Here is a 23204-nt window from a genome sequence, read left to right on the forward strand (position 1 = left end):
CATCCTAACTTTATAAAACGAGCTATAGCTATGCAGAGCAAGGTAAGAACGTTGAAAAAGAATTTGAGAGTAAACCTTTATGAATATTAAGTGTGATGAAACAGCTCATCAGTTAACTGATGAATTCTCTTCTCAATTACCGATTTGGAAACTGTTGGCTTTTACCGTTGCCGGCTTTCTGACCATCATGACAGAAACCATGCCAGCAGGGCTGTTGCCACAAATCAGTCAGGGATTAAACATTTCAGAGGCCTATGCAGGTCAGCTTATTACAGTTTACGCATTAGGTTCAGTATTGGCTGCAATACCTATTATTAGCTTTACTCGTAGTTGGAATCGAAGACCATTGTTACTCAGTGCGATTGCTGGATTGCTTTTATTCAATGTGATTACTGCCTTATCAAATCATTATATTTTGACTTTGGTAGCTCGTTTTATTGCAGGCATGGCAGCGGGCGTTATATGGGGGCTTTTAGCAGGTTATGTAAGACGCATGGTGTCAGCATCGTATCAAGGACGAGCTTTAGCAATCGCTGGAGTTGGGCAACCCATTGCCTTATCAATTGGCGTTCCTTTGGGTGCGTGGTTGGGCACGTTGTTTGAGTGGCGTGGCGTATTTTGGATCATGTCTTTACTGGCATTAATTTTATTTGTCTGGATTCGCTTTAGTATTCCCGATTTTGTAGGACAGTCAGCACAAAAAAGATTGCCCATTTTAAAAGTTCTTTTAATGCCGGGCATCGGAGCTATTTTAGCAGTTGTCTTCCTTTGGATATTGGCTCATAGCATTCTTTATACTTATATTTCACCATTTTTGGCCTCGACAGGGCAGACATACAAAGTTGAGACTATCCTTTTTATATTCGGTATTTCTTCAATTGTAGGCATTCTCATTACAGGCATGTTTATCGATCGTTCATTAAGAAAAATAACGCTTTTAAGTTTATTTATCTTTGCAATCGCAACAGCGCTCTTAGGTGTTTATAGTTCTTCAAGTTTTGTTGTACTGGCGGGTGTTATGTTATGGGGAGTAACTTTTGGTGGCGCTCCCACACTATTACAAACAGCCTTGGCAAATACTGCGGGTCACGAAGCAGATGTAGCCCAATCCATGTTGGTCACGGTATTTAACCTTGCTATAGCTTTTGGTGGAATGGTTGGTGGTGGATTGCTTGAAATTTTTGGGGCAGCCTATTTTCCATGGTTTATGCTGGTTTTTGCCCTTATCGCGTTATCTACTGTTTACCATGCCCGTAAACATGGTTTTATGTCTTCATGAAAGATTTTTGCCCTTCATGGTTAAAAAGTGAAGGGTGATTTACTTTTTATAGTTTGATGTACTGTCACTCAAAATAATTAATGACTTGGTAAAATAAACCGAAAAACACAAATAAAGTGGAATTTAAAATTAACTAATTATTATGAAATGGAAATATATTCTTTTTAATTTAAATTATTGCGTAAAAATTCCCAAAAATATTTAAAATTAGCTGTTCTTAGAAAAACAATCCCACAGGGTGCTGGCTAAACTATATCTCAAGGGTGTGATAGGGATCGAAAAGAGTAGCATGCACCAAAACGTATAACGTTAGTGTGTACTCACCCAAAAGGTCTCGATTCGGCTTAGGACGCTATAGATCAAAAGTTTATAGGCAAAAGGTTCTAACTTACAAAGTTATAATTGTTGAAGTAAACCATAGATGGTTTCCCTTGACACCCTAAAAAATTCTCTATAATAAAAACGATACTTTACAAGAAAATAATTCATGAATAAGCCTTATCTTTCTGCCTTGCCGCATGATAGCCAAATCTCATCCCAATTGAACAATGCCTTCTTCCACGACTCGTGGAATATTGTGTTGGGTCAGCCCGACCTGAATGTATTTGAGCAGCTTATTAAGCTGTTCCATCATACTCCTCAGTGCATAGAGTGGAGCATGAATGTGCGTAATAAAATTACTTCCAAGATTGGGCTTAAAGATTTAGGAAGTTTTAAGCAGATTGATTTGAATAAAAAAGAAAATGAATATGTTGCAGGTGACAGAATTGGAATTTTTACTTTGCTACAACGTACCGAAAATGAGTTAGTCATTGGAGATGATGATAAGCATTTAAATGTGACTTTATCTATTTATAAAAATGAAGATAATCAAGTGTTTACAGTGACCACAGTGGTACATATTAAAAATCTGCTTGGGCGATTGTACATGGTACCTGTAACTCCTGCCCATCGAAAAATAGTGCCAGCGACTTTACAGATATTAGGTTAGAGTACTATTTTTATTTACGATGCGGTCAGCAAAAATCGTTTATATACTAATCTTATTATCATAATAACGAGCTCAATAATATGGAAAATAAAAACCATTGTCGCCAATGCGCCGTTTGTGGAAAAAGTTTTCCCTTAAAAGATCTTGTGTCTGGTGAAGTCATTCGGAATGTAATCAGTGATGAAATTTTAAAAGATCACCCAGACTGGACTTACTCAAGCTTTATTTGTCGAGCCGATCTGGCAGACTATCGAATTAAATATGTTCAGTCGCTATTACGCTCGGAGAAAGGCGAATTATCTAATTTAGAAAATGAAGTGATTGGCAGCATGCAACGGCATGAGCTGATTAGCCGAAATACAGAAACAGATTTTGATCAAAAATGGACGCTTGGAGAAAAACTAGCAGATAAAATAGCTACTTTTGGGGGAAGTTGGGCGTTTTTAATTTGTTTCGGGCTATTTCTGGTCGCGTGGATTATTTTAAATACAGTTGTGATGGTAGTACGTCCAGTCGACCCTTATCCTTTTATTTTGCTGAATCTGGTTCTGTCATGCTTAGCTGCAATTCAGGCACCTATTATTATGATGAGTCAAAACCGTCAAGAAGCCAAAGATCGCTTACGTTCTCAACATGATTATCAAATTAATTTAAAAGCCGAGCTTGAGATTCGCCATTTGCATGAAAAAATGGACCATCTTTTATCGCATCAATGGGAAAGGCTTGCGCATATTCAAGAAATTCAGCTCGATCTTTTAGCAGAAATGAATAAAAAACGATAAAGATTTTCTGAGTTTCACGTGGAACATGAGTAGAGCGTTATAGATTATTTTGCGGTAGGTCTGAAATTTCTTTATGATCTGCCGCCATGCTCCATTGCTGTTTCTACGACCATGCCTTTAAACGACAACTTTGTTTACGCTCCACCACAAGATCCGCTTTCAATTCTATTTGAAGATGACGATTTAATTGTGGTTGATAAACCTGCGGGCTTGTTGTCGGTCATGGGCCGTTTACCTGAGCATCATGACAGTGCTTATTTGCGGGTGTTAGAAAAGTTCCCTTTGGCTAAGGTCACTCATCGTTTAGATATGGCCACATCGGGCTTACTTATGTTTGCCAAGCATCGTGATGCAGAAGTTGCGGTAAGTAAAATGTTTCAGGCCAGAACAGTCAAAAAACATTATATTGCTTTGGTGCAAGGCCAAGTCGAAGAAGAGGGTAGTGTAGAAGTTCCGCTCATTACCGACTGGGAAAATCGCCCAAGACAAATTGTACATTTTGAATTAGGTAAACATGCTAAAACCTTGTTTCAGCCCTTGGTTTATGATGAAAAAATCGATCAAAGTCGAGTGTTACTTGAACCAGTAACAGGACGTTCGCATCAGCTACGTGTGCACATGATGCATATTGGCCATCCTATTATGGGCGACAAGTTATATCACCCTGAACCTAAACGTTTTCACTTAAACCGCATGGCCTTACATGCTGCATATTTGGCTTTTCAGCATCCATTAAAAGGCAAAGATGTAGTCATTGAATCGCAAGTGCCTTTTTAAAATTTATATACAATTAAAAATTCAATTTGGTGCAATTGGGAACGGAATATATACCCAAATTGCAATAAAAGTCGGGTATTCTTGATGTCGAATAATATTAATACTGCGACAACAACAAGGATCACTTTATGACTCGTGACTACGAACAATTTCCAGATGACGATAACGGCAATGTACTTTGGCAAATGGCTGAAGATGGGGATGATTTAACCGAGCTGCATGAAATTGAATTTTCTATTGCTTTTCAAGATCAGAAAAATGCAGAGCAATGTGCACTCTATTTGCTTTACCAAGAACAAAAAGTTTCACTTTTCCAAGATGATTCTGTTGAGCCAAATGAATGGGTGATTACCATCTTTGTCAACATGGAACCTGAATACTCAGATATTGTTGATTTAGAGCAATGGTTTGCCAGTATCGCTGAAAAATTTCAAGGCGAATATGATGGATGGGGCTGTATGGCCTATGTCTTCGAGGAAGGCGACGACGAAGATGACCTGTTGCAGTAAGGTCTAAAATAAAGAGTAGGAGATAAATATGAACTTATCTCAAAAACAAATTGCAGTACGGTTTTTAGAGCTTGCCGCAGCTGGTGAAGTTGATGAAGCCTATAGCAATTACACTGCGCCGAACTTCAAGCATCACAACCCTTATTTTGCAGGTGATGCGACTTCTTTGAAGGAAGGTATGCGTGAAAGTGCAATTGAAACTCCTAACAAAGTCTTTGATGTTCAACATGTCATTGAAGAGGGCGATTTGGTTGCTGTGCATTCAAAACTTGAAATGCAAATGAACGGCTTAACCACCTTGGCTGTGGTTCATATTTGTCGTTTTGAAAAGGGCAAAATTGCTGAGTTTTGGGATATCGGTCAAGTACAGCCCGACCCCCTCATCAATGAAAATGGTATGTTCTAATAAGAAAGCCCGAAAGTTTTCGGGCTTTCTTCTTTATAGATGAATTAAAACTTCCATTGTGCCGAGATTGAAGCATTAAGTGGTTCACCTGGTTGAACCCACAAATCGCTATAGCTTGAAACATAGTAAGTTTTATCAAACAGGTTGTTCACATTGAGCTGATAGCGTAAACGGTCAGATGGGGCATAGTAGCCATTTAAATTGACCAATGTATAACTCGGTAAATTAAAGCCATTATCAAGGTTATGTCCGCTGCGCTCGCCAACATAGGTGAGGTTAGCTCCTACACCTGCTTTTCTCGGACCTTCTTGTAGAAATTCATAATTAGTACTTACAGCACCTTGATGTTTTGGAACATTGCTTAGACGTGCACCTTTTGCCAAGTCTTGGTCTTTCTCAATTTGAGCATCGGTATAACTATAGTTAGCATTGACGAACCAGCGGTCATTGATCTGACTATTTAAGTCAAACTCAATTCCTTTACTGTTCACTTCACCTGCTGCGGTTTGAAAGTTACTGTCGATTGGGTCTGTTGTCAGTACATTTCGTTTTTTCATTTTAAACAAAGCGAGACTAAGCACACTTTGGTCATTCATTTTATATTTGGTACCGACCTCGTAGCTTTCGCCTTTTTCAGGAGCAAAAGTCTGGCCATTTCGGTTCATACCACTATTCATGGCAAATGAGCGGCCATAATTGGTATAAAACGCCCATTGCTCAGAAGCTTTAAAATTTACTCCGAAACGCGGACTATTTTGATGAAGGGTCTGGTTGCTTTCAGTCTGGGTCAGGTGATTCTTAAAATCTTGTTCGACCTGATCAAAACGGTTGCCGAAAAGCACACTCCACTGATCATTGAAAAAGATCTGATCTTGTAGATTAAGTGCAAAGTAACGCTGCTGTTCTTTGGTGTTGGTAAACGGTGCTAAGTTTGGTAAATATTTACCATATTCAGGTTGGTAAATATCAATTGTGTTTGGTGAGCCTGTGCTATGGTTGCGACGAAGCTGGTTTTGTTTATAGTCGAGTTGACCAAGCTCGGTTGAAAGTAAAATTTCATGACGAGCCCACGACGTATCAACCTTGCCAAGTAACTCTGTCTGAGCCAGAACATCTTCACTCGTATAGTCACGATAGCGACGTTGACGCTCTAAAGTACGTCCATCGGCTTGCATACGACGAGGTTCGGTTGCAAAGCCGACCATTTTGGCGTCTTTATAACTGACAGCACTATTTAGCTTCCAGTCAGGGTTAAATTCGTGACTCAGACGTAATTGGTAAAAGTAATCTTTTATTTTCAAATCGCCGTCGTCAGGTTCACCTGTAAAGGTTTTCGGGTCCATCACAAACTCATGATTGACGGTGCTTACACCACGGTCAAAGGTTCCTTTGTGCTCAGTAAATTCACTGTCAAAGTCGAGTTGCGTTTGGTCTGAAATTTTCCATGTGAGCTGTGGTGAAAAGAACCAGCGTTCACTACTGACATGATCACGGAAGCTTTGATTATCTTCGTGAGCCACTGCTACACGATAAGCCAGTTCATCGTTAATAGGCGCGGTATGCTCCAGACTAATTCGATATTGTTCTTGGGTATCGGCACGCAGGTTAAGTTCACTTTCGCTTTCCCACTGTGGTTTTTTACTGTTGAGGTTCAGCAAACCACCTGTTTCGCCGCGACCATATAGCGCAGCCATCGGTCCTTTTAAAAACTCTAAAGATTCAATATTTACGACATCTTTTGGAGCATTAATCCCTCGGTTGACACTCAAACCGTTACGGATCATAGAGGCACCTAAATTGGGATCGGTACTAAAACCACGGAAAGAGTAGTTATCCCAAAAGCCGCCACCAAAACTGTTTTGATGAAAAACCCCGCTCACCAAGCTTAATGCGTCATCAATCCGTTGAACGTCTTGTTGTTCTATCATTTGTTTTGAAACATAAGCACGATTAAAAGGAACGTCTAAAACATCGTGAGAAAATTTAGTCGCCGAGCTATTTTGACTCACACCTTCTTGGGTGCTTTCAGCCTGAACGCGTATGGTCTCAAGTACCGTTGACGTTTCTTCTGCCCAAGTGAATGTCGATATAAATGATAGACCCAACGAAGACAACAATCCTAATTTGTGTTGCATAAATAATCAGCCATGAAAGACAAAAGAACTATAATGTAATAGTATAACGTTACATTATTTTATTGATTACTGCTATGTCTTTAGAAAAGAATATTGAACGTTTACAGTCGATTGATGCATTGCGTGGTTTGGTGATCATCATTATGTTGCTCGACCATGTAAGAGAAACTTTCTATTTACATAAACAGGTTACCGATCCAATGGACGTAACAGTAACAGAACCAGCAGTATTTGGCAGTCGATTATTGGCACATATTTGCGCTCCGGTTTTTGTACTTTTAACAGGAATTTCCACTTTTTTATTTCAATCAAAAAAACAAGATTTACAGCAAACGCGTGCTTTTCTATTAAAACGTGGCTTATTTTTGATTGTGCTAGAACTTACGCTTGTGAACTTTGCTTGGACAGCGACTTTTCCACCCGAAGTCATTTATTTACAAGTAATTTGGGCGATTGGTATTAGCATGGTGGTGTTGGCTTGCTGTGTGAGTTTACCGTTGCCAATTCTTGCAGGTATAGCGTTGGTCATTATTTTTGGACACAACTTATTAGATTCTGTGCACTTCTCACAAGGCATCCTACAGAATATATGGTTCGTTTTACATGAACGTGGCTGGCTTGAATTTGCGGGTATCAAGCTTCGTACAAGCTATCCTATTTTACCTTGGATAGGGGTGATTTTATTAGGCTACGTTTTAGGTCAGTTCTTTAGTTCAAAATATACTGCAAAGCAAAGAAGACGCGCTTTACTCAGTATCGGTTTGGCAAGTATTGGGTTGTTTGTTTTACTACGCCTTATCAATATCTATGGCGACCAGCCGTGGCAACATTTTGAGTCATTACAACTGAGTCTCATGAGCTTTTTTAACCTCACTAAGTATCCACCATCTTTACTATTTATTTTGCTGAATGTGGGAATTGGCTTACTTGTGCTCGTTGCTTTTGATCGTATCCAGCAATACTCATTTTTAAAACCATTGGTGGTATTTGGCTCGGTGCCGATGTTCTTCTATTTATTGCATTTATATGTGCTGAAACTGATCTATGTGTTTGCACTCAGTCTATGGGGAGCAAATTATGGAAATTATTTGTCGGTGAGCCATGTGTGGATGCTGTGGTTAATCACAATTGTGCTGTCTTTTGCACTCTATCCAGCGGTTAAGTGGTTCTCGAAGTTCAAACATCAAAACAAACATATTTCGATTTTAAAATATTTCTAATGTTCAAAATGTGAGTAAAGCGAGTTCAATAATGCTCGCTTTACTTGCTTACATCTAGATATAGAGTTTCTTTTACTTCTTCCATGACCACATAGCTGTGTGACGATGCCGAAGCGGGGAGTTTCTTTAATAGATCTCCTAATAAGCGGCGGTATGCGCTCATTTCTTTTAAACGCGCTTTTACAAGGTAGTCAAATTCACCTGAAATAAGGTGACATTCAAGTACTTCAGGAATCTCAACTAAGTCTCTAGCGACTTGATCAAATACATCGCCTGATTTGGCAGATAACTTAATTTCTAAAAAGACGAGAAGATTACGGTCTACGTAAGCTGGGTTTAGACGGGCGTAATAACCCATGATAATGCCATCGCGCTCAAGGCGTTTTACACGCTCTGAACAGGGGGTGGTAGAGAGGTTGACTCTCGATGCCAATTCACTAATCGCAATTCGTCCTTCGCGCTGCAAAATGTCCAGAATCATGCGATCTATACGATCTAAGGGGCGCATAGATATTTCCTCTTTTTTTAAAATTCTCGCGAGAAAAACATAAATTTACCTAGATTATACCCTGAAAAACAGTGAAATAAACTATTGAAGCAGAAATATACTAGTTAAATAAACTGGTGTGCGTGAGGGAATGGAAATGCGCGTAATTGTATTAGGTAGCGGCGTTATCGGAGTGGCAAGTGCCTATTATCTAGCTCAACAAGGAGCTGAGGTCACTGTTCTTGACCGTCAGGCAGGCCCTGCTGAAGAAACAAGCTTTGGTAATGCAGGTCAAATTTCGCCAGGGTATTCGACCCCTTGGGCAGCACCAGGAATTCCTTTTAAAGCTGTGAAGTGGATGTTCCAACATCACGCACCGCTTGCGATTAATTTAGATGGCAGCATGTGGCAGTTACAGTGGATGGCGCAAATGCTAAAAAACTGTAATCCACAAAGTTATGCTGTGAACAAAGAACGTATGATGCGTGTGGCTGAATACAGCCGTGATTGCTTACGTGAACTTAGAAAAGATACAGGCATTAATTACGAAAACCGTGCTAAAGGTACTTTGCAGCTATTTCGTAAAGAAGCACAAATGGAAGCGGTTCAACGCGACATTAGCGTGCTACAAGAGTGCGGCGTAAGCTACGAATTATTAAATGGCAATGAACTTGGTCGTGTAGAACCAGCTTTGGCAAATGCGCAAGATAAACTGGTTGGTGGTTTACACTTACCAAATGACGAGACAGGTGACTGTTATTTATTTACCAATGCTTTAGCTCAAATTGCCAAAGAATTGGGTGTTAACTTCCAGTTCAACCAAAACGTAGAAAAATTGATTGTAGAAGGCGATGAAATTAAGGGCGTTCAGGTCAATGGTAAAGTTTTAACTGCTGACCGTTATGTCTTAGCATTTGGTAGTTATTCACGTGATTTCTTGAAACCACTTGATCTACAGTTGCCTGTATATCCTGTGAAAGGTTATTCGTTGACGATTCCAATTGTTGACCCTGCTTTTGCTCCGCAATCTACAGTGCTTGATGAAACCTACAAAATTGCGATTACTCGTTTCGACCAACGTATTCGTGTAGGTGGAATGGCAGAGCTAAGCGGTTTCAATTTAGGTCTGAACGAAGACCGCCGTGCAACCTTGCAAATGGTGACTCAGGACTTGTTCCCGGGCGGCGATATGGCACAGGCGTCTTTCTGGACGGGTCTACGTCCAATGACACCAGACAGTACTCCAATTATTGGCGCGACTCGCTTTAAAAATCTGTTCTTGAATACAGGTCACGGTACTTTAGGTTGGACCATGGCATGTGGTTCAGGAAAATTAATCAGTGATATCGTATTGAATCATAAGACTGAAATCAGTACAGATGGTCTTTCAATTCAGCGTTATTCACACGCGCATGCTGCATAACGGACGTTAGGAAAATAATCATGCCTCGTCCTATTACCGCAGTGATCCACCGTCAAGCCTTACAAAATAACTTGGCGGTGGTACGCAAGGCTATGCCAAACAGTAAGGTCTTTGCCGTTGTAAAAGCCAATGCTTATGGACACGGAATTGAACGTGTCTATGAAGCATTTAAAGCAGCAGATGGCTTTGCCTTACTTGATCTTGATGAAGCAAAACGAATTCGTGCTCTAGGTTGGACAGGTCCAATTTTGTTGCTCGAAGGGATTTTCTCTCCACAAGATTTATTTGATTGTGTTCAGTATCAACTCAGTTTCACTATTCATAGTGAAGCGCAAATTGAGTGGGTAGAAAAGCATCCTTATGCGGCCCAATTTGATGTTTGCCTAAAAATGAACAGTGGTATGAACCGTCTTGGTTTTAAACCACAACGCTATGTTCAGGCATGGGAACGTTTAAATAACTTGGCAAATGTGTCCAAGATTACGCACATGATGCATTTTTCAGATGCAGATGGTGATCGTTTCGGCCAGCAAGGTATCGATTATCAAATTACTGCATTTGAAGAAATTATTAAAGATTTACCGGGTGAAAGGTCGGTAAGTAATAGCGCAGCAATTCTGCGCTATCAAGACCAGCTCAAATCAGATTATGCACGTAGCGGCATCATGCTCTATGGCAGCTCGCCAGACTACCCGACGCACAATATTGCGGACTGGGGCTTACAACCGACCATGAGCTTACGCAGTGAAATTATTTCAGTTCAGCATTTAGAACCGAATGAAAGCGTAGGTTATGGCTCAAACTTTGTCGCAGAGCAGCCCATAACGATTGGGATTGTCGCTTGTGGCTATGCCGATGGTTATCAGCGTATTTCACCAACAGGTACTCCGGTTTTAGTGGACTCTGTCCTCACTCGTACAATTGGCCGCGTTAGCATGGATATGTTGGCAGTCGATTTAACAGGTATTGAAAGTGCCAAAGTCGGCAGTGAAGTGGTGCTTTGGGGCCAATCAAGTACAGGGGTCGTTTTACCTATTGATGATGTCGCAGTTTCATCCGGTACGGTGGGCTATGAACTGATGTGTGCTGTCACCGCCCGTGTTCAATTTATTAATCAGGTATAAGGAAATCCGAATGTCTAATTCAGATATACAAAAGATTAACACTAACGAAGTCATGAGCGCCGTGACTGTTTTTAACAAAGTGGTTTATCTGTCAGGTCAGGTACCTAAAAATACCGAGCAAGACGTGGCAGGCCAAACTCGTGAAATCCTTGCAACGATTGATGAACTTTTGGCATTAGCCAATACCGACAAATCTCGCTTGCTCTCTGCACAGCTCTATTTGAAAAATCTTTCTGACTTTTCAACCGTAAATGCAATTTGGGTTGACTGGTTAAAAGGGTGTGTTGCTCCATCGCGTGCCACAATTCAGGCCGATTTGGTCAATCCAGATTGGTTAATTGAAATTGCCGTGACGGCAGCACAAAAGTAATTCGTTTTTACTCCAAAAATGATGATGTATCTAACAGAAGGAAGATAGATACGGTTTATCCAGTCATTTTTGGTGAACAGATTCAGTGACCTATGGCATACGGTTCGATTTTCGCCATAGGTTGCTGATCTTAACAAAGGAATTCAAAAAGGAATTTTAATATGACAACGGCTCGTCATTCAGATACGGAAAATTCTCCTGATCATCTGCAACGAAAACTGTCTAACCGTCATTTACAACTGATTGCAATTGGCGGTGCAATTGGAACCGGCCTATTTATGGGTTCGGGCAAAACCATCTCCCTCGCAGGTCCTTCAATTCTTTTAATCTATATGATTATTGGAGGAATGTTCTTTTTCTTAATGCGTGCAATGGGCGAGTTGCTTCTTGCAAATCTGCATTACAAATCTTTTGTTGATATGGCTCATGACCTGATCGGTCCTTGGGCTGGTTATTATTTGGGCTGGACTTATTGGTTAGGCTGGGTGCTGGTGGGTATTGCGGACCTTTCAGCGGTCATTAACTATTTGAGCTTCTGGTTGCCAGATGGGACAAGCTTCTCACCAATACAGCAGGCCATGATTAGCGCAGGCTGTGTGTTGTTTGTGATGGGTCTTAACCTACTGACAGTACGCCTATTTGGTGAAATTGAATTCTGGTTTGCACTCATTAAGATTTTGGCAATTATTGGCTTGATCGGAGTGGGGGGCTACATGATTTTCAGCCATTTCCAAGCTCCGCAAGGCGCTGTTGCAAGCATTAGTAATGTTTGGTCGCATGGCGGTTTATTCCCGAAAGGTACAGAAGGCTTCTTGGCAGGATTCCAGATTGCCGTATTTGCCTTTGTTGGGGTTGAACTGGTTGGTACAACGGCTGCTGAAACCAAAGATCCAGAGAAGAATTTACCGAAAGCAATTAATGCGATTCCTGTACGTATTATTTTGTTCTATGTGTTGGCACTTTTTATTGTGATGTCAGTAACACCTTGGGACCATATTCGTGCAGACAAAAGTCCATTTGTTGAGTTGTTCTTAAATGCGGGTATTCCTGTCTCAGCCATCATCATGAACTTGGTGGTGCTATCTTCGGTGATGTCTTCAATGAACAGCGGTGTGTTTTCAACTAGCCGTATGCTGTTTGGTTTATCTAAAGACGGTCAGGCTCCGGGTGCATTTGGTCGTTTATCAAAACGTGCCGTACCTTCAAATGGTTTGATTTTCTCATGTATTTTCATTATGGGCGGGGCAGTCCTTCAGTACTTTGTTCCAAACACCATGGAAGCATTTACTTTGGCAAGTTCACTCTGTGTGATTCTATTCATTAGTGTGTGGAGTCTCATTATGGTGTGCTATTTACGCTATCGTAAATTACGTCCTGAATTACATGAAAAATCTACTTTCAAAATGCCGGGTGGCATTTGGATGAGTTATATCGTTTTGGCATTTATGCTTTTCACTTTAGTCATCTTGGCACTTGAGCCGGATACATTAAAAGCACTCTATGTCAGTCCAGTATGGTTAGTTATCTTAGGTGTTACCTATCATGTGTTGTATAAACCACGCATGAAAAAACTAGGACGTGAACTCGTCAACGATCATTAAGTTTTATTAAAAAGCCAATCAATCATGATTGGCTTTTTTTATTTTTATTGGATTTTTTATCGGAATAATATTGTTTATTTTTAAATCATCAGTGCAAATTGGAGGCTGTTGGCAAAGTACATATAGCATTATCACATGCTAAACTTCGGCTAATCTGGAGTACCCAGATCGATTAATTAAAATTGCCGTGAAGGCAGTACATAAATAATGTGACTTAAAAAAAACAGGACAAACGATTTATCAATTAAGGAAAAAATATACTTGAACATCTTGTCCTGAGGTATAGACTCAGCAACCCACGATATACGGTTCGTTTTTCTCCCTATAGGTTGCTGATTTTAAGTTAAGCAAAATATAAAAAGGACTTCTAATATGACAATGGTTCATCATCCAGATGAGGCAAGCTCCCCTGATCATTTACAACGGAAATTAAATAATCGTCATCTACAAATGATTGCAATTGGCGGTGCAATTGGAACCGGCTTATTTATGGGCTCGGGCAAAACCATCTCCCTCGCTGGTCCTTCAATTCTCGTGATTTACATGTTAATTGGTGGGATGTTCTTTTTTCTGATGCGTGCATTAGGTGAATTACTACTCGCTAACTTACATTACAAGTCATTTGTCGATATGGCTTATGACTTGATCGGACCATGGGCTGGTTATTATTTGGGCTGGACTTATTGGTTAGGCTGGGTACTGGTCGGTATTGCTGATTTGTCTGCGGTCATTAACTATTTAAGTTTCTGGCTGCCCGAAGGCGCCAGTTTCTCACCAATGCAACAGGCCATGATTAGTGCAGGCTGTGTACTATTCATTTTAGGGCTTAACCTGCTTACGGTGAAGTTGTTTGGTGAAGTTGAATTCTGGTTTGCACTCATTAAGATTTTGGCCATTATTGGCTTGATTGGAGTCGGTGGTTACATGATCCTCACTCATTTTCAAGCTCCGCATGGTGAGGTTGTGAGTGTAAGTAATGTGTGGTCGCATGGCGGCATATTTCCAAAAGGCGTAAGCGGATTTTTGGCAGGTTTCCAGATTGCTGTGTTTGCTTTTATTGGCGTTGAATTGATTGGTACAACAGCCGCTGAAACGAAAGATCCAGAGAAAAATCTACCGAAGGCAATTAACGCGATTCCTGTACGTATTATTTTGTTCTATGTGTTGGCACTGTTTATTGTGATGTCAGTAACACCTTGGGATCATATTCGTGCAGACAAAAGTCCGTTTGTTGAGTTGTTCTTAAATGCGGGTATTCCTGTTTCAGCCATCATTATGAACTTGGTCGTACTTTCTTCAGTGATGTCTTCAATGAACAGCGGTGTGTTTTCAACCAGTCGTATGCTGTTTGGTTTATCGAAAGATGGTCAGGCGCCAAGTGCATTGGGGCGTTTATCAAAACGTGCCGTACCTTCAAATGGTTTAATCTTCTCATGTATTTTCATTATGGGTGGGGCAGTGCTTCAGTACTTTGTTCCAAACACCATGGAAGCATTTACTTTGGCAAGTTCACTCTGTGTGATTCTCTTTATTAGTGTATGGCTTTTGATCATGGCATGCTATTTACGTTACCGTAAGTTGAGTCCAGAGTTACATGCTAAATCGACCTTTAAAATGCCGGGTGGCGTGTTAATGGCGTATGTGGTCATTGCATTTTTCTTGTTCACTTTAGTGATTTTGGCACTAGAGCCAGATACATTAAAAGCACTCTATGTTAGTCCATTATGGCTAGTTGTTTTAGGCGTTAGCTATCATGTGTTTTATAAACCACGCATGAAAAAACTAGGCCAAGAAACTTTTGATTAATTATTATTAATTTCAAAAAAGCCAATCATCCGTGATTGGCTTTTTTATTTACACTCTTTAATCAACTAACAAATGCTGATATTTATCGGCTTGCTTACGCAAATAGTCCCAAACTAACTTAATGCGTGGTTCATGTTGTAAATCAACAAAAGTCAGCATCCAGAAGGTATGAGTAAAGCGAACTTGCTGCTCTAAAACGACCCCAAGTTCTGGTTTATCATCTGCTAAAAACTTGGGCAAAATCGCAAGTCCTGCACCAGCACTCACAGCAATTTGTTGGGCTAAAATACTGCTGCTACGGAAGTTCGCGTTAAGCTTTAAGGGTAATCGTTCTAAACAGTACAACTCCGGGCTATAAACCAGATCATCAATATAGTTCACAAAGCGGTGTTGGGTTAAATCTTCTAAACCACGAATGGGTGGGTTCTGCGCCAGATAGTTTTGGCTGCCATAAATTTTTAAGCAGTAGTCTGATAACCGCGTAATGATGTAGGGTCCAGATGTTGGACGATCAATCGACACCACAATGTCTGCTTCACGGTGGGAGAGCTTAATCATTTTCGGTACTGGAATCAGGTCGATGGTGAGCAGTGGATATTGAATAGAGAACTCAGCCAATAAACGGGCTAAAAATGCAGTGCCAAAACCTTCAGGTGTGCCAATTCGCACACGACCTTGCAAAGGTTGATGTGGTTTCTCAATTTGTAAGAAAGCTTGTTCCATTTGCTCAACTCGAGGAACAAGTGCCATCCCTTCAAGTGTCAACTCATAACCAGTCGCTTCACGCTTAAACAGCGTGGTACCCAAAGCAAGTTCTAGGGCTTGAATCCGTCTAGCCACTGTACTGTGTTCGACACCAATAATCCGCGCAGCGTTGGTCAAGGTTTTAGTCCGCGCTAAAACCAGAAAAAAATGTAGATGATCCCAATCCACTTTCATTTTTGTTGTAATCCTTGTGCATATTTGCACAACAATCGTGCATGAATTTCCGTTGGTGGTCAAAGTTTTCTTTGTTAGTCTCAATTGAAACTGGAATAAAGAAAATACGATCAAAAAGTATTTTCTAATAATTGAACACAATAAAAATATGGCCTACGGAGAGGTTATGAACACAATCCAAAAAATCGAATTGGAAACCGCTAAACTACTCATTAACGGAAATTTTATCGAATCCGACACACAGGAATGGCAAGACATTATTAACCCTGCAACTCAGGAAGTAATTGGTCGTGTACCATTTGCAACGGTTCAAGAAGTTGACGCTGCTATTCAGGCTGCACAAGATGCTTTTGCTTCTTGGCGTCAGACCCCAATTCAGGCACGTATGCGCATCATGCTTAAGTTACAAGACTTAATCCGTGCCAACATGAAAGAAATTGCACAAGTACTAACGGCTGAACAAGGCAAAACCTTGGCCGACGCGGAAGGCGATATTCAACGTGGTTTAGAAGTGGTTGAACATGCTTGTTCGATCGGCACTTTGCAAATGGGTGAATATGTTGAAGGTGTTGCGCGTGGTGTAGACACTTATACCTTGCAACAACCTTTGGGTGTTTGTGCGGGTATTACGCCGTTTAACTTCCCTGCCATGATTCCACTTTGGATGTTCCCAATGGCAATCGTGTGTGGCAATACATTTGTTTTAAAACCATCAGAACAAGATCCGTTATCAACCATGATGCTGGTTGAGCTTGCGATTCAAGCAGGTATTCCGGCAGGTGTGCTGAACGTTGTGCATGGCGGTAAAGAAGTGGTTGACCGTTTGTGTACCCATAAAGATATTAAAGCGATTTCATTTGTGGGTTCAACTGCTGTTGGAACGCATGTTTATAACCTTGCAGGGCAACATGGCAAACGTGTGCAGTCGATGATGGGTGCAAAAAACCATGTGGCTGTTATGCCAGATGCCAATAAAGAGCAAACCTTAAATGCCTTGGTCGGTGCAGCATTTGGTGCAGCGGGACAACGCTGTATGGCATTGTCGGTTGCGGTCATGGTGGGTGAAAGTAAACAGTGGATTCAAGAGTTAGTTGAAAAAGCGAAAACCTTAAAAGTAAACGCAGGCCATGAGCCAAATACTGACATTGGCCCAGTCATTTCAAAACGTGCTAAAGCGCGTGTGCTTGATTTAATTAATAGCGGTGTTGAGCAAGGGGCAGAGTTGCTACTCGATGGCCGTGATGTTCAAGTCCAAGGCTATGAATCGGGCAACTTTGTAGGTGCAACGATTTTTAGCGGCGTAAATACCGACATGCGTATTTATAAAGAAGAAGTCTTTGGCCCTGTACTTTCCATTATTTGTGTAGACACCCTTGATGAAGCGATTGCTCTTATCAATGGCAACCCATTTGGTAACGGTGTAGGTCTATTCACACAAAGTGGCGCGATTGCACGTACTTTCCAAAACTTAATTGATGTAGGTCAAGTTGGTATCAACATTCCAATTCCTGTGCCAGTGCCTTTCTTTAGTTTTACCGGTTCAAGAGGCTCAAAACTTGGTGATTTGGGACCATACGGCAAACAAGCTGTGCAGTTCTATACACAAACTAAAACCATTACCAGTCGCTGGTTTGAAGATAGCCATGAAGTTGGCAGTGTAAATACAACCATTAGTTTACGTTAAGGGGATCACGGATGAATATCGCCTTTATCGGTCTAGGCAATATGGGCGGCAGAATGGCCCATAACCTACTCAAAGCCGGACTCAATGTTTATGGATATGACCTCAGTGAAGTCGCGATTCAGCACTTTGCCGAGGCAGGTGGTGTGGTATGTGACAGCCCACAGGCAGCAGCAAAACAAGCTGATGTGGTTATTAGCATGCTGCCTGCAGCCAAGCACGTTAAAGAAGTTTACTTGGGTGAAAATGGTGTATTGGAAGTGCTAAAAGCAGGTAGCTTATGCATTGATAGCAGTACCATTGACCCACAAACTATTAAAGACATTGCCGCTGTTGCAGAGAGCAAAAATATTAAAATCTGTGATGCGCCCGTCTCTGGCGGAACCATTGGAGCTCAAGCAGGAACTCTAACCTTCATGGTAGGTGCCGATGAGCACACCTTTAACGAAGTGAAACCTGTACTTAGCCACATGGGCAAAAACATTGTTCACTGTGGTGATGTCGGTGCAGGTCAAATTGCTAAAATCTGTAACAACCTGATTTTAGGTATTTCAATGGCTGCTGTTGCTGAAGGTATGGCACTCGGTGTGAAACTCGGTATCGACCCACAAGCATTGGCAGGCGTCATTAACACCTCAAGCGGTCGTTGCTGGAGCTCGGATGTGTGTAACCCATGGCCACATATTAATGAAAATGCGCCAGCATCTCGAGGTTACCAAGACGGCTTTGCGACTCAGCTAATGCTGAAAGATTTAGGACTCGCTGTAGAGGCCGCGGGCCAAGTCAAACAGCCAGTTGTATTAGGTGGTATGGTACAGCAGCTCTATCAGCAAATGTGCATGCGCGGGAATGCCAATCTCGACTTTTCGAGCATTATTCAGCAATACCTGCCACAAGAGGCGTAACGGTAAAGCCAAAGGATGGCTTTAAACACATTAAACCCTGTCGTGAATAACAACAAATCCGGACTGAGGGAAAAGATATGATGGATTATCAAAATGCTGCACAGACTTTCGATTTGGAAAGCACTGCAAAACACATGTTATCAGGTTCACTTGATGCCTTAAATGCTTGTTATGAATGCTGTGATCGACACGCAGATGGCGACAAAATTGCACTGTATTGGCAAGGAAAAGACGGACGAAAAGAGCAATATACCTTCCGTGAACTAAAAGAATGGTCAAGTCAGTTTGCCAACTTTTTAAAATCACAAGGTGTAAAAGCAGGCGACCGTATTTCAGGGCTATTACCAAGAACACCTGAATTGATCGTGACTATTTTTGCAGCTTGGCGAATTGGTGCAGTTTATCAACCACTCTTTACTGCGTTTGGTCCAAAGGCGATTGAGCACCGTATTCAGCTTGCACAAAGTAAGCTAGTAGTGACCGACATGGGCAACCGTAGCAAGCTTGATGAAATTGAAAATTGCCCTGCAATTGTGACGGTGGCCGACGCACAAGGTACTCCACTTAAAGCAGGTGATTTTAATTTCTGGAATGAGGTGAAGCAGCAGTCCGACCAATGTGATTTGGTGATGCGTAGCATCCAAGATCCTTTCTTGCTCATGTTTACTTCAGGCACTACAGGTCCTGCTAAACCCTTAGAAGTGCCTTTAAAAGCACTGATTGCCTTTGGTCGATATATGCAAGATGCCATTGGTTTAACCGAAAAAGATTCGTTTTGGAATATTGCCGATCCGGGTTGGGCGTATGGTTTGTACTATGCGATTACTGGGCCGTTATTCTTGGGTCACGCTACCTTGTTCTATGAAGGTGGTTTCAGCACAGATAGCCTATGCCAAATTGTGAAAGATTATAAAATTAACAACTTGGCAGGTGCGCCAACAGCTTACCGCATGATGATGGCAGCTGACCCAGCACAAATGGCGCCGTTAAAAGGTCAGTTCCGTGTGGTGAGTAGTGCAGGCGAGCCACTCAACCCAGAAGTAATTCGCTGGTTTAAACAAGTGCTTGATGCTCCGATTTATGACCACTATGGGCAAACCGAAGTGGGCATGGTGGTGTGTAATCATCATGGTTTAAAACATGAAATTCATGCTGGTTCAGCAGGTTTCCCAAGTCCGGGCTACCGTGTTGCCATTGTCAATGAACAAGGTGAAGAGCTTCCGCCAGACACACCAGGAATTTTAGCGGTCGATATTAGCCAGTCTCCAATGATGTGGTTCGGCGGCTATAAAGAAAGTCGAAAATCACCTTTTGTTGGTCATTACTATTTAACTGGCGACACTGCCGAGCTTCATGCTGATGGCAGCATGAGCTTTGTTGGACGCAGTGATGATGTGATCACCACATCGGGCTATCGGATTGGGCCATTCGATGTAGAAAGTGCTTTGCTTGAACATGATGCAGTAGTTGAGGCCGCAGTGATTGGTGTGCCTGACCCCGACCGTACCGAAGTGGTTAAGGCATTTGTAATTTTAGCTGGAGATGCTCAACCTTCAGATGCACTTGCTGAACAACTCAGCCAATTTGTTAAAAGACGACTTTCTGCACATGCGTACCCACGTTTAGTTGAATTTGTGAGTGAATTACCTAAAACTCCAAGTGGTAAAATTCAGCGCTTTTTATTGCGTAATCAAGAAATTGCTAAACAACAAGCTAAAGCAGGGTAAAGGAAATAACAATGCAATTTACCGAAGAACAATTACTCATTCGTGATATGGCGAAAAGTTTCGCCCAAGAACAAATTAAGCCTAATGCCAGCGATTGGGATCGAGACGGGACATTCCCGAAAGATACCTTAGCTCAAATGGGACAACTCGGTTTTATGGGGATGCTTGTTTCAGAGCAATGGGGTGGTTCTGACACGGGTAACTTAGCCTATGTACTAGCCCTCGAAGAAGTTGCGGCAGCAGATGGCGCAACCTCAACCATTATGAGCGTACACAACTCGGTTGGCTGTGTGCCTATTTTAAAATTTGGTACTGATGAGCAAAAAGAGCGTTTTTTAAAACCTTTGGCACAAGGTGAAATGATCGGTGCTTTTGCTTTAACCGAACCACATACTGGCTCAGATGCGGCAGCTCTTAAAACCCGAGCGGTGAAAGATGGCGATGATTACATTTTAAATGGTGCCAAGCAGTTTATTACCTCGGGTGATAATGCAGGGGTCATTATTGTGTTTGCAGTGACCGATCCGAGCGCTGGCAAAAAGGGCATTAGTGCATTTTTAGTCCCACGCGAGACACCGGGTTATGAAGTAATTCGTGTTGAAGAAAAACTTGGTCTGCATGCTTCAGATACTTGCCAGATTGCACTGACCGATGTACGCATTCACAAAAGTCTCATGCTAGGCAAAGAGGGCGAAGGCTTAAAAATCGCTCTTGCCAATTTAGAAGGTGGCCGTATTGGTATTGCGGCGCAAGCAGTCGGTCTAGCACGTGCGGCACTCGAAGAAGCGACTCGTTATGCCAAAGAGCGTATTACTTTTGGAAAACCAATTTTTGAGCATCAAACCATCGCTTTTCGCCTTGCTAGCATGGCAACTGAAATTGAAGCAGCGAGACAACTGGTTCACTACGCTGCGCGTTTAAAAGAAGCAGGTCAACCGTGTCTCAACGAAGCTTCAATGGCTAAGTTATTTGCTTCAGAAATGACTGAGCGTGTGTGCTCGAGTGCGCTACAAGTGTTTGGTGGCTATGGCTATCTCAGAGATTTCCCAATTGAACGCATTTATCGTGATGCGCGTATTTGTCAAATTTACGAAGGCACAAGTGATATCCAGCGGTTAGTGATTGCACGTAGTCTATAAAATCAGAACAAGGAATAAATAATGCAGTGGCAAAGTATTTTATTAGAAAAGCGTAATGGGGTTGGACTGATTACATTAAATCGCCCTCAAGCGCTCAATGCTTTAAACAGCGAATTAATTAGTGAAATTAATCAGGCATTAGATCAGCTCGAAAAAGACCGCGAAATTGGTTGCATCGTATTGGCAGGTTCTGAAAAAGCTTTTGCCGCAGGTGCAGACATTAAAGAAATGGCTGATTTAGTATTTCCAGATATTTATTTTGATGACTTTTTTCATCTTGCAGACCGTATCGCACAGCGCCGTAAACCTCTAATTGCAGCGGTGAGCGGCTATGCGTTAGGTGGTGGCTGTGAATTGGCGCTGATGTGTGATTTTATTTATTGTGCTGACAACGCCAAGTTTGGTTTGCCTGAAGTGACCTTGGGTGTAATTCCAGGTATTGGTGGCACACAACGCTTAACCCATGCCATTGGTAAGGCCAAAGCAATGGAAATGTGTTTTACCGCTCGTCAAATGGGCGCTGTAGAAGCAGAGCAAAGTGGTTTAGTTGCACGTGTGTTTAGCAAAGAAGAATTACTTGAACAAACCTTGCAAGCAGCTGAAAAAATTGCGGCACGCTCTTTAACTGCAAACATGATGCTTAAAGAAACCATTAACCGAGCTTTTGAAGTAAACCTCACTGAAGGCTTACGTTTTGAAAGACGTATGTTCCATTCAATATTTGCAACATTTGACCAAAAAGAAGGAATGCAGGCATTCGTTGAAAAACGAAAGCCAAATTTTAAAAATCAATAAGAGATCAATAAAATGAATACAGAAAATCACTTAATGATTGAGCGACAAGGTAAGCTTGGCGTGATTACCTTAGACCGTGTGACTCATCTCAATGCATTGTCGCTAGATATGATCAAAAGTATTGGTGCCCAATTGGAACTGTGGCGAAATGATGCTGCTATTCAGGCCGTTTTAATCAAATCAAATAGTCCAAAAGCCTTCTGTGCAGGTGGTGATATTCGCTATCTCTATGACAGTTATAAAAATGGCACGGCCGACTACAAAGGCTACTTTAGTGCCGAATATAAAATGCTGAATGTACTGCGTGAATATGCAAAGCCAGTCATTGTTGTACTTGATGGCTATGTATTAGGTGGCGGTTTTGGCTTGGCTCAGGCTTGTCACATTGTGGTAAGCAGCGAAAAGTCTAGATTTGCTATGCCTGAAACAGCGATTGGTTTCTTCCCAGACGTTGGTGCAACCCACTTCCTGTCTCGCCTTGATGATATCGGTGTTTATATGGCCATTACGGGTGAGCAGATCAGCAGTAGCGATGCGCTTTACCTCGATTTAATTGACTACCATGTGCCAAGCGAGCAATTACAAGCTTTGCAAGATGCTCTCGTTGAAGCGCCAAGTTTAACTAAAGAGGGAATTGAACACATCATTACCCGATTTATTACTCGTCCTGCTGAAAGTGAGCTCAAACAGTTGGCAGAAGGTATTCGTAAACACTTCGGATATCAGCATTTAGATGAAATCGAGCAAAGTCTTGAAAATGAACAAGATGAAAGCTTAAAAGCTTGGGCAAGCAAGATGCTCAGCATTTTGCTGCAGCGTTCATTTATTGCTAAACAAACCAGTTTGAAACTGCAAGATTTAGGTCGTGGGCTTTCTTTACCGCAGTGTATGCAGCTTGAACGTGATTTACAGGATATCTGGTTTGAGCATGGTGACTTTATTGAAGGTGTCCGCGCGCTCATTGTCGATAAAGACAAACAACCGCAGTGGCAAGAACGTAATTCGAAATTTGAGCCAATTTTAGAAAAATTGAGCTAAACCGCATTACAAAAACATAAAAAGCTTAAGGAGATAAAGCGAGACCTGAAAATGCTTATGGTCAGGGCTG

21 protein-coding genes are annotated in these 23204 nt (G+C 41.6%); 18 read left to right on the forward strand and 3 right to left on the reverse strand.

What is annotated here, in order from left to right; genetic code table 11:
* Positions 1-79 precede the first annotated feature (79 nt).
* The 6 genes from ACS604_RS15525 to ACS604_RS15550 all read left to right on the forward strand — a co-directional run bounded on the left by ACS604_RS15525 (position 80) and on the right by ACS604_RS15550 (position 4744).
* A complete protein-coding gene (locus ACS604_RS15525) occupies positions 80-1279 on the forward strand; it encodes an MFS transporter (RefSeq protein ID WP_474772184.1) in 1200 nt (399 codons plus the stop codon).
* A gap of 487 nt (positions 1280-1766) precedes the next feature.
* Positions 1767-2270 (forward strand): DUF2867 domain-containing protein, encoded by a 504-nt coding sequence (locus ACS604_RS15530; RefSeq protein ID WP_474772185.1) that lies wholly within the window; start codon positions 1767-1769, stop codon positions 2268-2270.
* Positions 2271-2350: 80 nt separating this feature from the next.
* Positions 2351-3052 carry a DUF1003 domain-containing protein gene (locus ACS604_RS15535; RefSeq protein ID WP_004795386.1) on the forward strand — a complete coding sequence of 234 codons (702 nt, stop codon included), beginning with the start codon at positions 2351-2353 and terminating at the stop codon, positions 3050-3052.
* 111 nt (positions 3053-3163) lie between these two features.
* Positions 3164-3829, forward strand: coding sequence for an RluA family pseudouridine synthase (locus tag ACS604_RS15540; RefSeq protein ID WP_474772186.1), 666 nt, complete (start codon positions 3164-3166; stop codon positions 3827-3829).
* A 128-nt stretch (positions 3830-3957) separates the two neighbouring features.
* Positions 3958-4338, forward strand: a complete 381-nt coding sequence (locus ACS604_RS15545; protein ID WP_004795383.1) for a ribonuclease E inhibitor RraB — start codon at positions 3958-3960, stop codon at positions 4336-4338.
* Positions 4339-4366: 28 nt separating this feature from the next.
* Positions 4367-4744, forward strand: a complete 378-nt coding sequence (locus ACS604_RS15550; protein WP_057067789.1) for a nuclear transport factor 2 family protein — start codon at positions 4367-4369, stop codon at positions 4742-4744.
* 44 nt (positions 4745-4788) lie between these two features.
* On the opposite strand, the gene ACS604_RS15555 is transcribed toward ACS604_RS15550, so the two are convergent.
* Complete coding sequence (locus tag ACS604_RS15555; protein WP_474772187.1) at positions 4789-6879, reverse strand: TonB-dependent receptor; 2091 nt, start codon at positions 6877-6879, stop codon at positions 4789-4791.
* A gap of 74 nt (positions 6880-6953) precedes the next feature.
* On the opposite strand from ACS604_RS15555, the gene ACS604_RS15560 reads away from it, so the two are divergent.
* The gene (locus ACS604_RS15560) at positions 6954-8099 is read left to right on the forward strand and encodes an acetyltransferase domain-containing protein (protein WP_474772188.1); all 1146 of its coding nucleotides are present in this window, start codon (positions 6954-6956) and stop codon (positions 8097-8099) included.
* A 40-nt stretch (positions 8100-8139) separates the two neighbouring features.
* Here ACS604_RS15560 and ACS604_RS15565 read toward each other — a convergent pair whose 3' ends face one another.
* A complete protein-coding gene (locus ACS604_RS15565) occupies positions 8140-8607 on the reverse strand; it encodes an Lrp/AsnC ligand binding domain-containing protein (RefSeq protein ID WP_001247568.1) in 468 nt (155 codons plus the stop codon).
* A gap of 136 nt (positions 8608-8743) precedes the next feature.
* Between ACS604_RS15565 and ACS604_RS15570 the strand changes: the two genes are divergently transcribed.
* The 5 genes from ACS604_RS15570 (at position 8744) to ACS604_RS15590 (ending at position 14910) form a co-directional block, all read left to right on the forward strand.
* Entirely contained in the window at positions 8744-10009 is a 1266-nt protein-coding gene (locus ACS604_RS15570) for a D-amino acid dehydrogenase (protein WP_060466344.1), read from the forward strand.
* A gap of 20 nt (positions 10010-10029) precedes the next feature.
* Entirely contained in the window at positions 10030-11133 is a 1104-nt protein-coding gene (gene alr / locus ACS604_RS15575; protein ID WP_474772195.1) for an alanine racemase, read from the forward strand.
* Positions 11134-11143: 10 nt separating this feature from the next.
* Positions 11144-11503, forward strand: coding sequence for a RidA family protein (locus tag ACS604_RS15580; RefSeq protein WP_000071347.1), 360 nt, complete (start codon positions 11144-11146; stop codon positions 11501-11503).
* A 161-nt stretch (positions 11504-11664) separates the two neighbouring features.
* Positions 11665-13104, forward strand: a complete 1440-nt coding sequence (locus ACS604_RS15585; RefSeq protein WP_151964475.1) for an amino acid permease — start codon at positions 11665-11667, stop codon at positions 13102-13104.
* A 378-nt stretch (positions 13105-13482) separates the two neighbouring features.
* Entirely contained in the window at positions 13483-14910 is a 1428-nt protein-coding gene (locus ACS604_RS15590; RefSeq protein ID WP_474772223.1) for an amino acid permease, read from the forward strand.
* Between the two features lie 57 nt (positions 14911-14967).
* On the opposite strand, the gene ACS604_RS15595 is transcribed toward ACS604_RS15590, so the two are convergent.
* Entirely contained in the window at positions 14968-15849 is an 882-nt protein-coding gene (locus ACS604_RS15595; RefSeq protein WP_004795369.1) for a LysR family transcriptional regulator, read from the reverse strand.
* A 166-nt stretch (positions 15850-16015) separates the two neighbouring features.
* Between ACS604_RS15595 and ACS604_RS15600 the strand changes: the two genes are divergently transcribed.
* The 6 genes from ACS604_RS15600 to ACS604_RS15625 all read left to right on the forward strand — a co-directional run bounded on the left by ACS604_RS15600 (position 16016) and on the right by ACS604_RS15625 (position 23134).
* Positions 16016-17533: a CoA-acylating methylmalonate-semialdehyde dehydrogenase gene (locus ACS604_RS15600; protein ID WP_004795367.1), complete on the forward strand. Its 1518-nt coding sequence runs from the start codon at positions 16016-16018 to the stop codon at positions 17531-17533.
* Between the two features lie 11 nt (positions 17534-17544).
* Positions 17545-18435 (forward strand): 3-hydroxyisobutyrate dehydrogenase, encoded by an 891-nt coding sequence (gene mmsB, locus ACS604_RS15605; protein WP_174758307.1) that lies wholly within the window; start codon positions 17545-17547, stop codon positions 18433-18435.
* A 77-nt stretch (positions 18436-18512) separates the two neighbouring features.
* On the forward strand, positions 18513-20162 hold the full coding sequence (locus ACS604_RS15610; RefSeq protein ID WP_353155425.1) for an AMP-binding protein: 1650 nt from the start codon (positions 18513-18515) through the stop codon (positions 20160-20162).
* A gap of 11 nt (positions 20163-20173) precedes the next feature.
* Positions 20174-21301 carry an acyl-CoA dehydrogenase family protein gene (locus ACS604_RS15615; protein WP_004795362.1) on the forward strand — a complete coding sequence of 376 codons (1128 nt, stop codon included), beginning with the start codon at positions 20174-20176 and terminating at the stop codon, positions 21299-21301.
* Positions 21302-21322: 21 nt separating this feature from the next.
* A complete protein-coding gene (locus ACS604_RS15620; protein ID WP_107882159.1) occupies positions 21323-22096 on the forward strand; it encodes an enoyl-CoA hydratase in 774 nt (257 codons plus the stop codon).
* Positions 22097-22108: 12 nt separating this feature from the next.
* Complete coding sequence (locus tag ACS604_RS15625) at positions 22109-23134, forward strand: enoyl-CoA hydratase/isomerase family protein (RefSeq protein ID WP_474772198.1); 1026 nt, start codon at positions 22109-22111, stop codon at positions 23132-23134.
* The last annotated feature ends 70 nt before the right edge of the window (positions 23135-23204 follow it).

The sequence above is a fragment of the Acinetobacter sp. Li1LvA2 genome, from assembly GCF_056156705.1.

Coding starts and splice junctions, on each gene's coding strand:
- ACS604_RS15525 (WP_474772184.1), top strand. CDS start 80: ATGAATATTAAGTGTGATGAAACAGCTCATCAGTTAACTGATGAATTC.
- ACS604_RS15530 (WP_474772185.1), top strand. CDS start 1,767: ATGAATAAGCCTTATCTTTCTGCCTTGCCGCATGATAGCCAAATCTCA.
- ACS604_RS15535 (WP_004795386.1), top strand. CDS start 2,351: ATGGAAAATAAAAACCATTGTCGCCAATGCGCCGTTTGTGGAAAAAGT.
- ACS604_RS15540 (WP_474772186.1), top strand. CDS start 3,164: ATGCCTTTAAACGACAACTTTGTTTACGCTCCACCACAAGATCCGCTT.
- ACS604_RS15545 (WP_004795383.1), top strand. CDS start 3,958: ATGACTCGTGACTACGAACAATTTCCAGATGACGATAACGGCAATGTA.
- ACS604_RS15550 (WP_057067789.1), top strand. CDS start 4,367: ATGAACTTATCTCAAAAACAAATTGCAGTACGGTTTTTAGAGCTTGCC.
- ACS604_RS15555 (WP_474772187.1), bottom strand. CDS start 6,879: ATGCAACACAAATTAGGATTGTTGTCTTCGTTGGGTCTATCATTTATA.
- ACS604_RS15560 (WP_474772188.1), top strand. CDS start 6,954: ATGTCTTTAGAAAAGAATATTGAACGTTTACAGTCGATTGATGCATTG.
- ACS604_RS15565 (WP_001247568.1), bottom strand. CDS start 8,607: ATGCGCCCCTTAGATCGTATAGATCGCATGATTCTGGACATTTTGCAG.
- ACS604_RS15570 (WP_060466344.1), top strand. CDS start 8,744: ATGCGCGTAATTGTATTAGGTAGCGGCGTTATCGGAGTGGCAAGTGCC.
- alr (WP_474772195.1), top strand. CDS start 10,030: ATGCCTCGTCCTATTACCGCAGTGATCCACCGTCAAGCCTTACAAAAT.
- ACS604_RS15580 (WP_000071347.1), top strand. CDS start 11,144: ATGTCTAATTCAGATATACAAAAGATTAACACTAACGAAGTCATGAGC.
- ACS604_RS15585 (WP_151964475.1), top strand. CDS start 11,665: ATGACAACGGCTCGTCATTCAGATACGGAAAATTCTCCTGATCATCTG.
- ACS604_RS15590 (WP_474772223.1), top strand. CDS start 13,483: ATGGTTCATCATCCAGATGAGGCAAGCTCCCCTGATCATTTACAACGG.
- ACS604_RS15595 (WP_004795369.1), bottom strand. CDS start 15,849: ATGAAAGTGGATTGGGATCATCTACATTTTTTTCTGGTTTTAGCGCGG.
- ACS604_RS15600 (WP_004795367.1), top strand. CDS start 16,016: ATGAACACAATCCAAAAAATCGAATTGGAAACCGCTAAACTACTCATT.
- mmsB (WP_174758307.1), top strand. CDS start 17,545: ATGAATATCGCCTTTATCGGTCTAGGCAATATGGGCGGCAGAATGGCC.
- ACS604_RS15610 (WP_353155425.1), top strand. CDS start 18,513: ATGATGGATTATCAAAATGCTGCACAGACTTTCGATTTGGAAAGCACT.
- ACS604_RS15615 (WP_004795362.1), top strand. CDS start 20,174: ATGCAATTTACCGAAGAACAATTACTCATTCGTGATATGGCGAAAAGT.
- ACS604_RS15620 (WP_107882159.1), top strand. CDS start 21,323: ATGCAGTGGCAAAGTATTTTATTAGAAAAGCGTAATGGGGTTGGACTG.
- ACS604_RS15625 (WP_474772198.1), top strand. CDS start 22,109: ATGAATACAGAAAATCACTTAATGATTGAGCGACAAGGTAAGCTTGGC.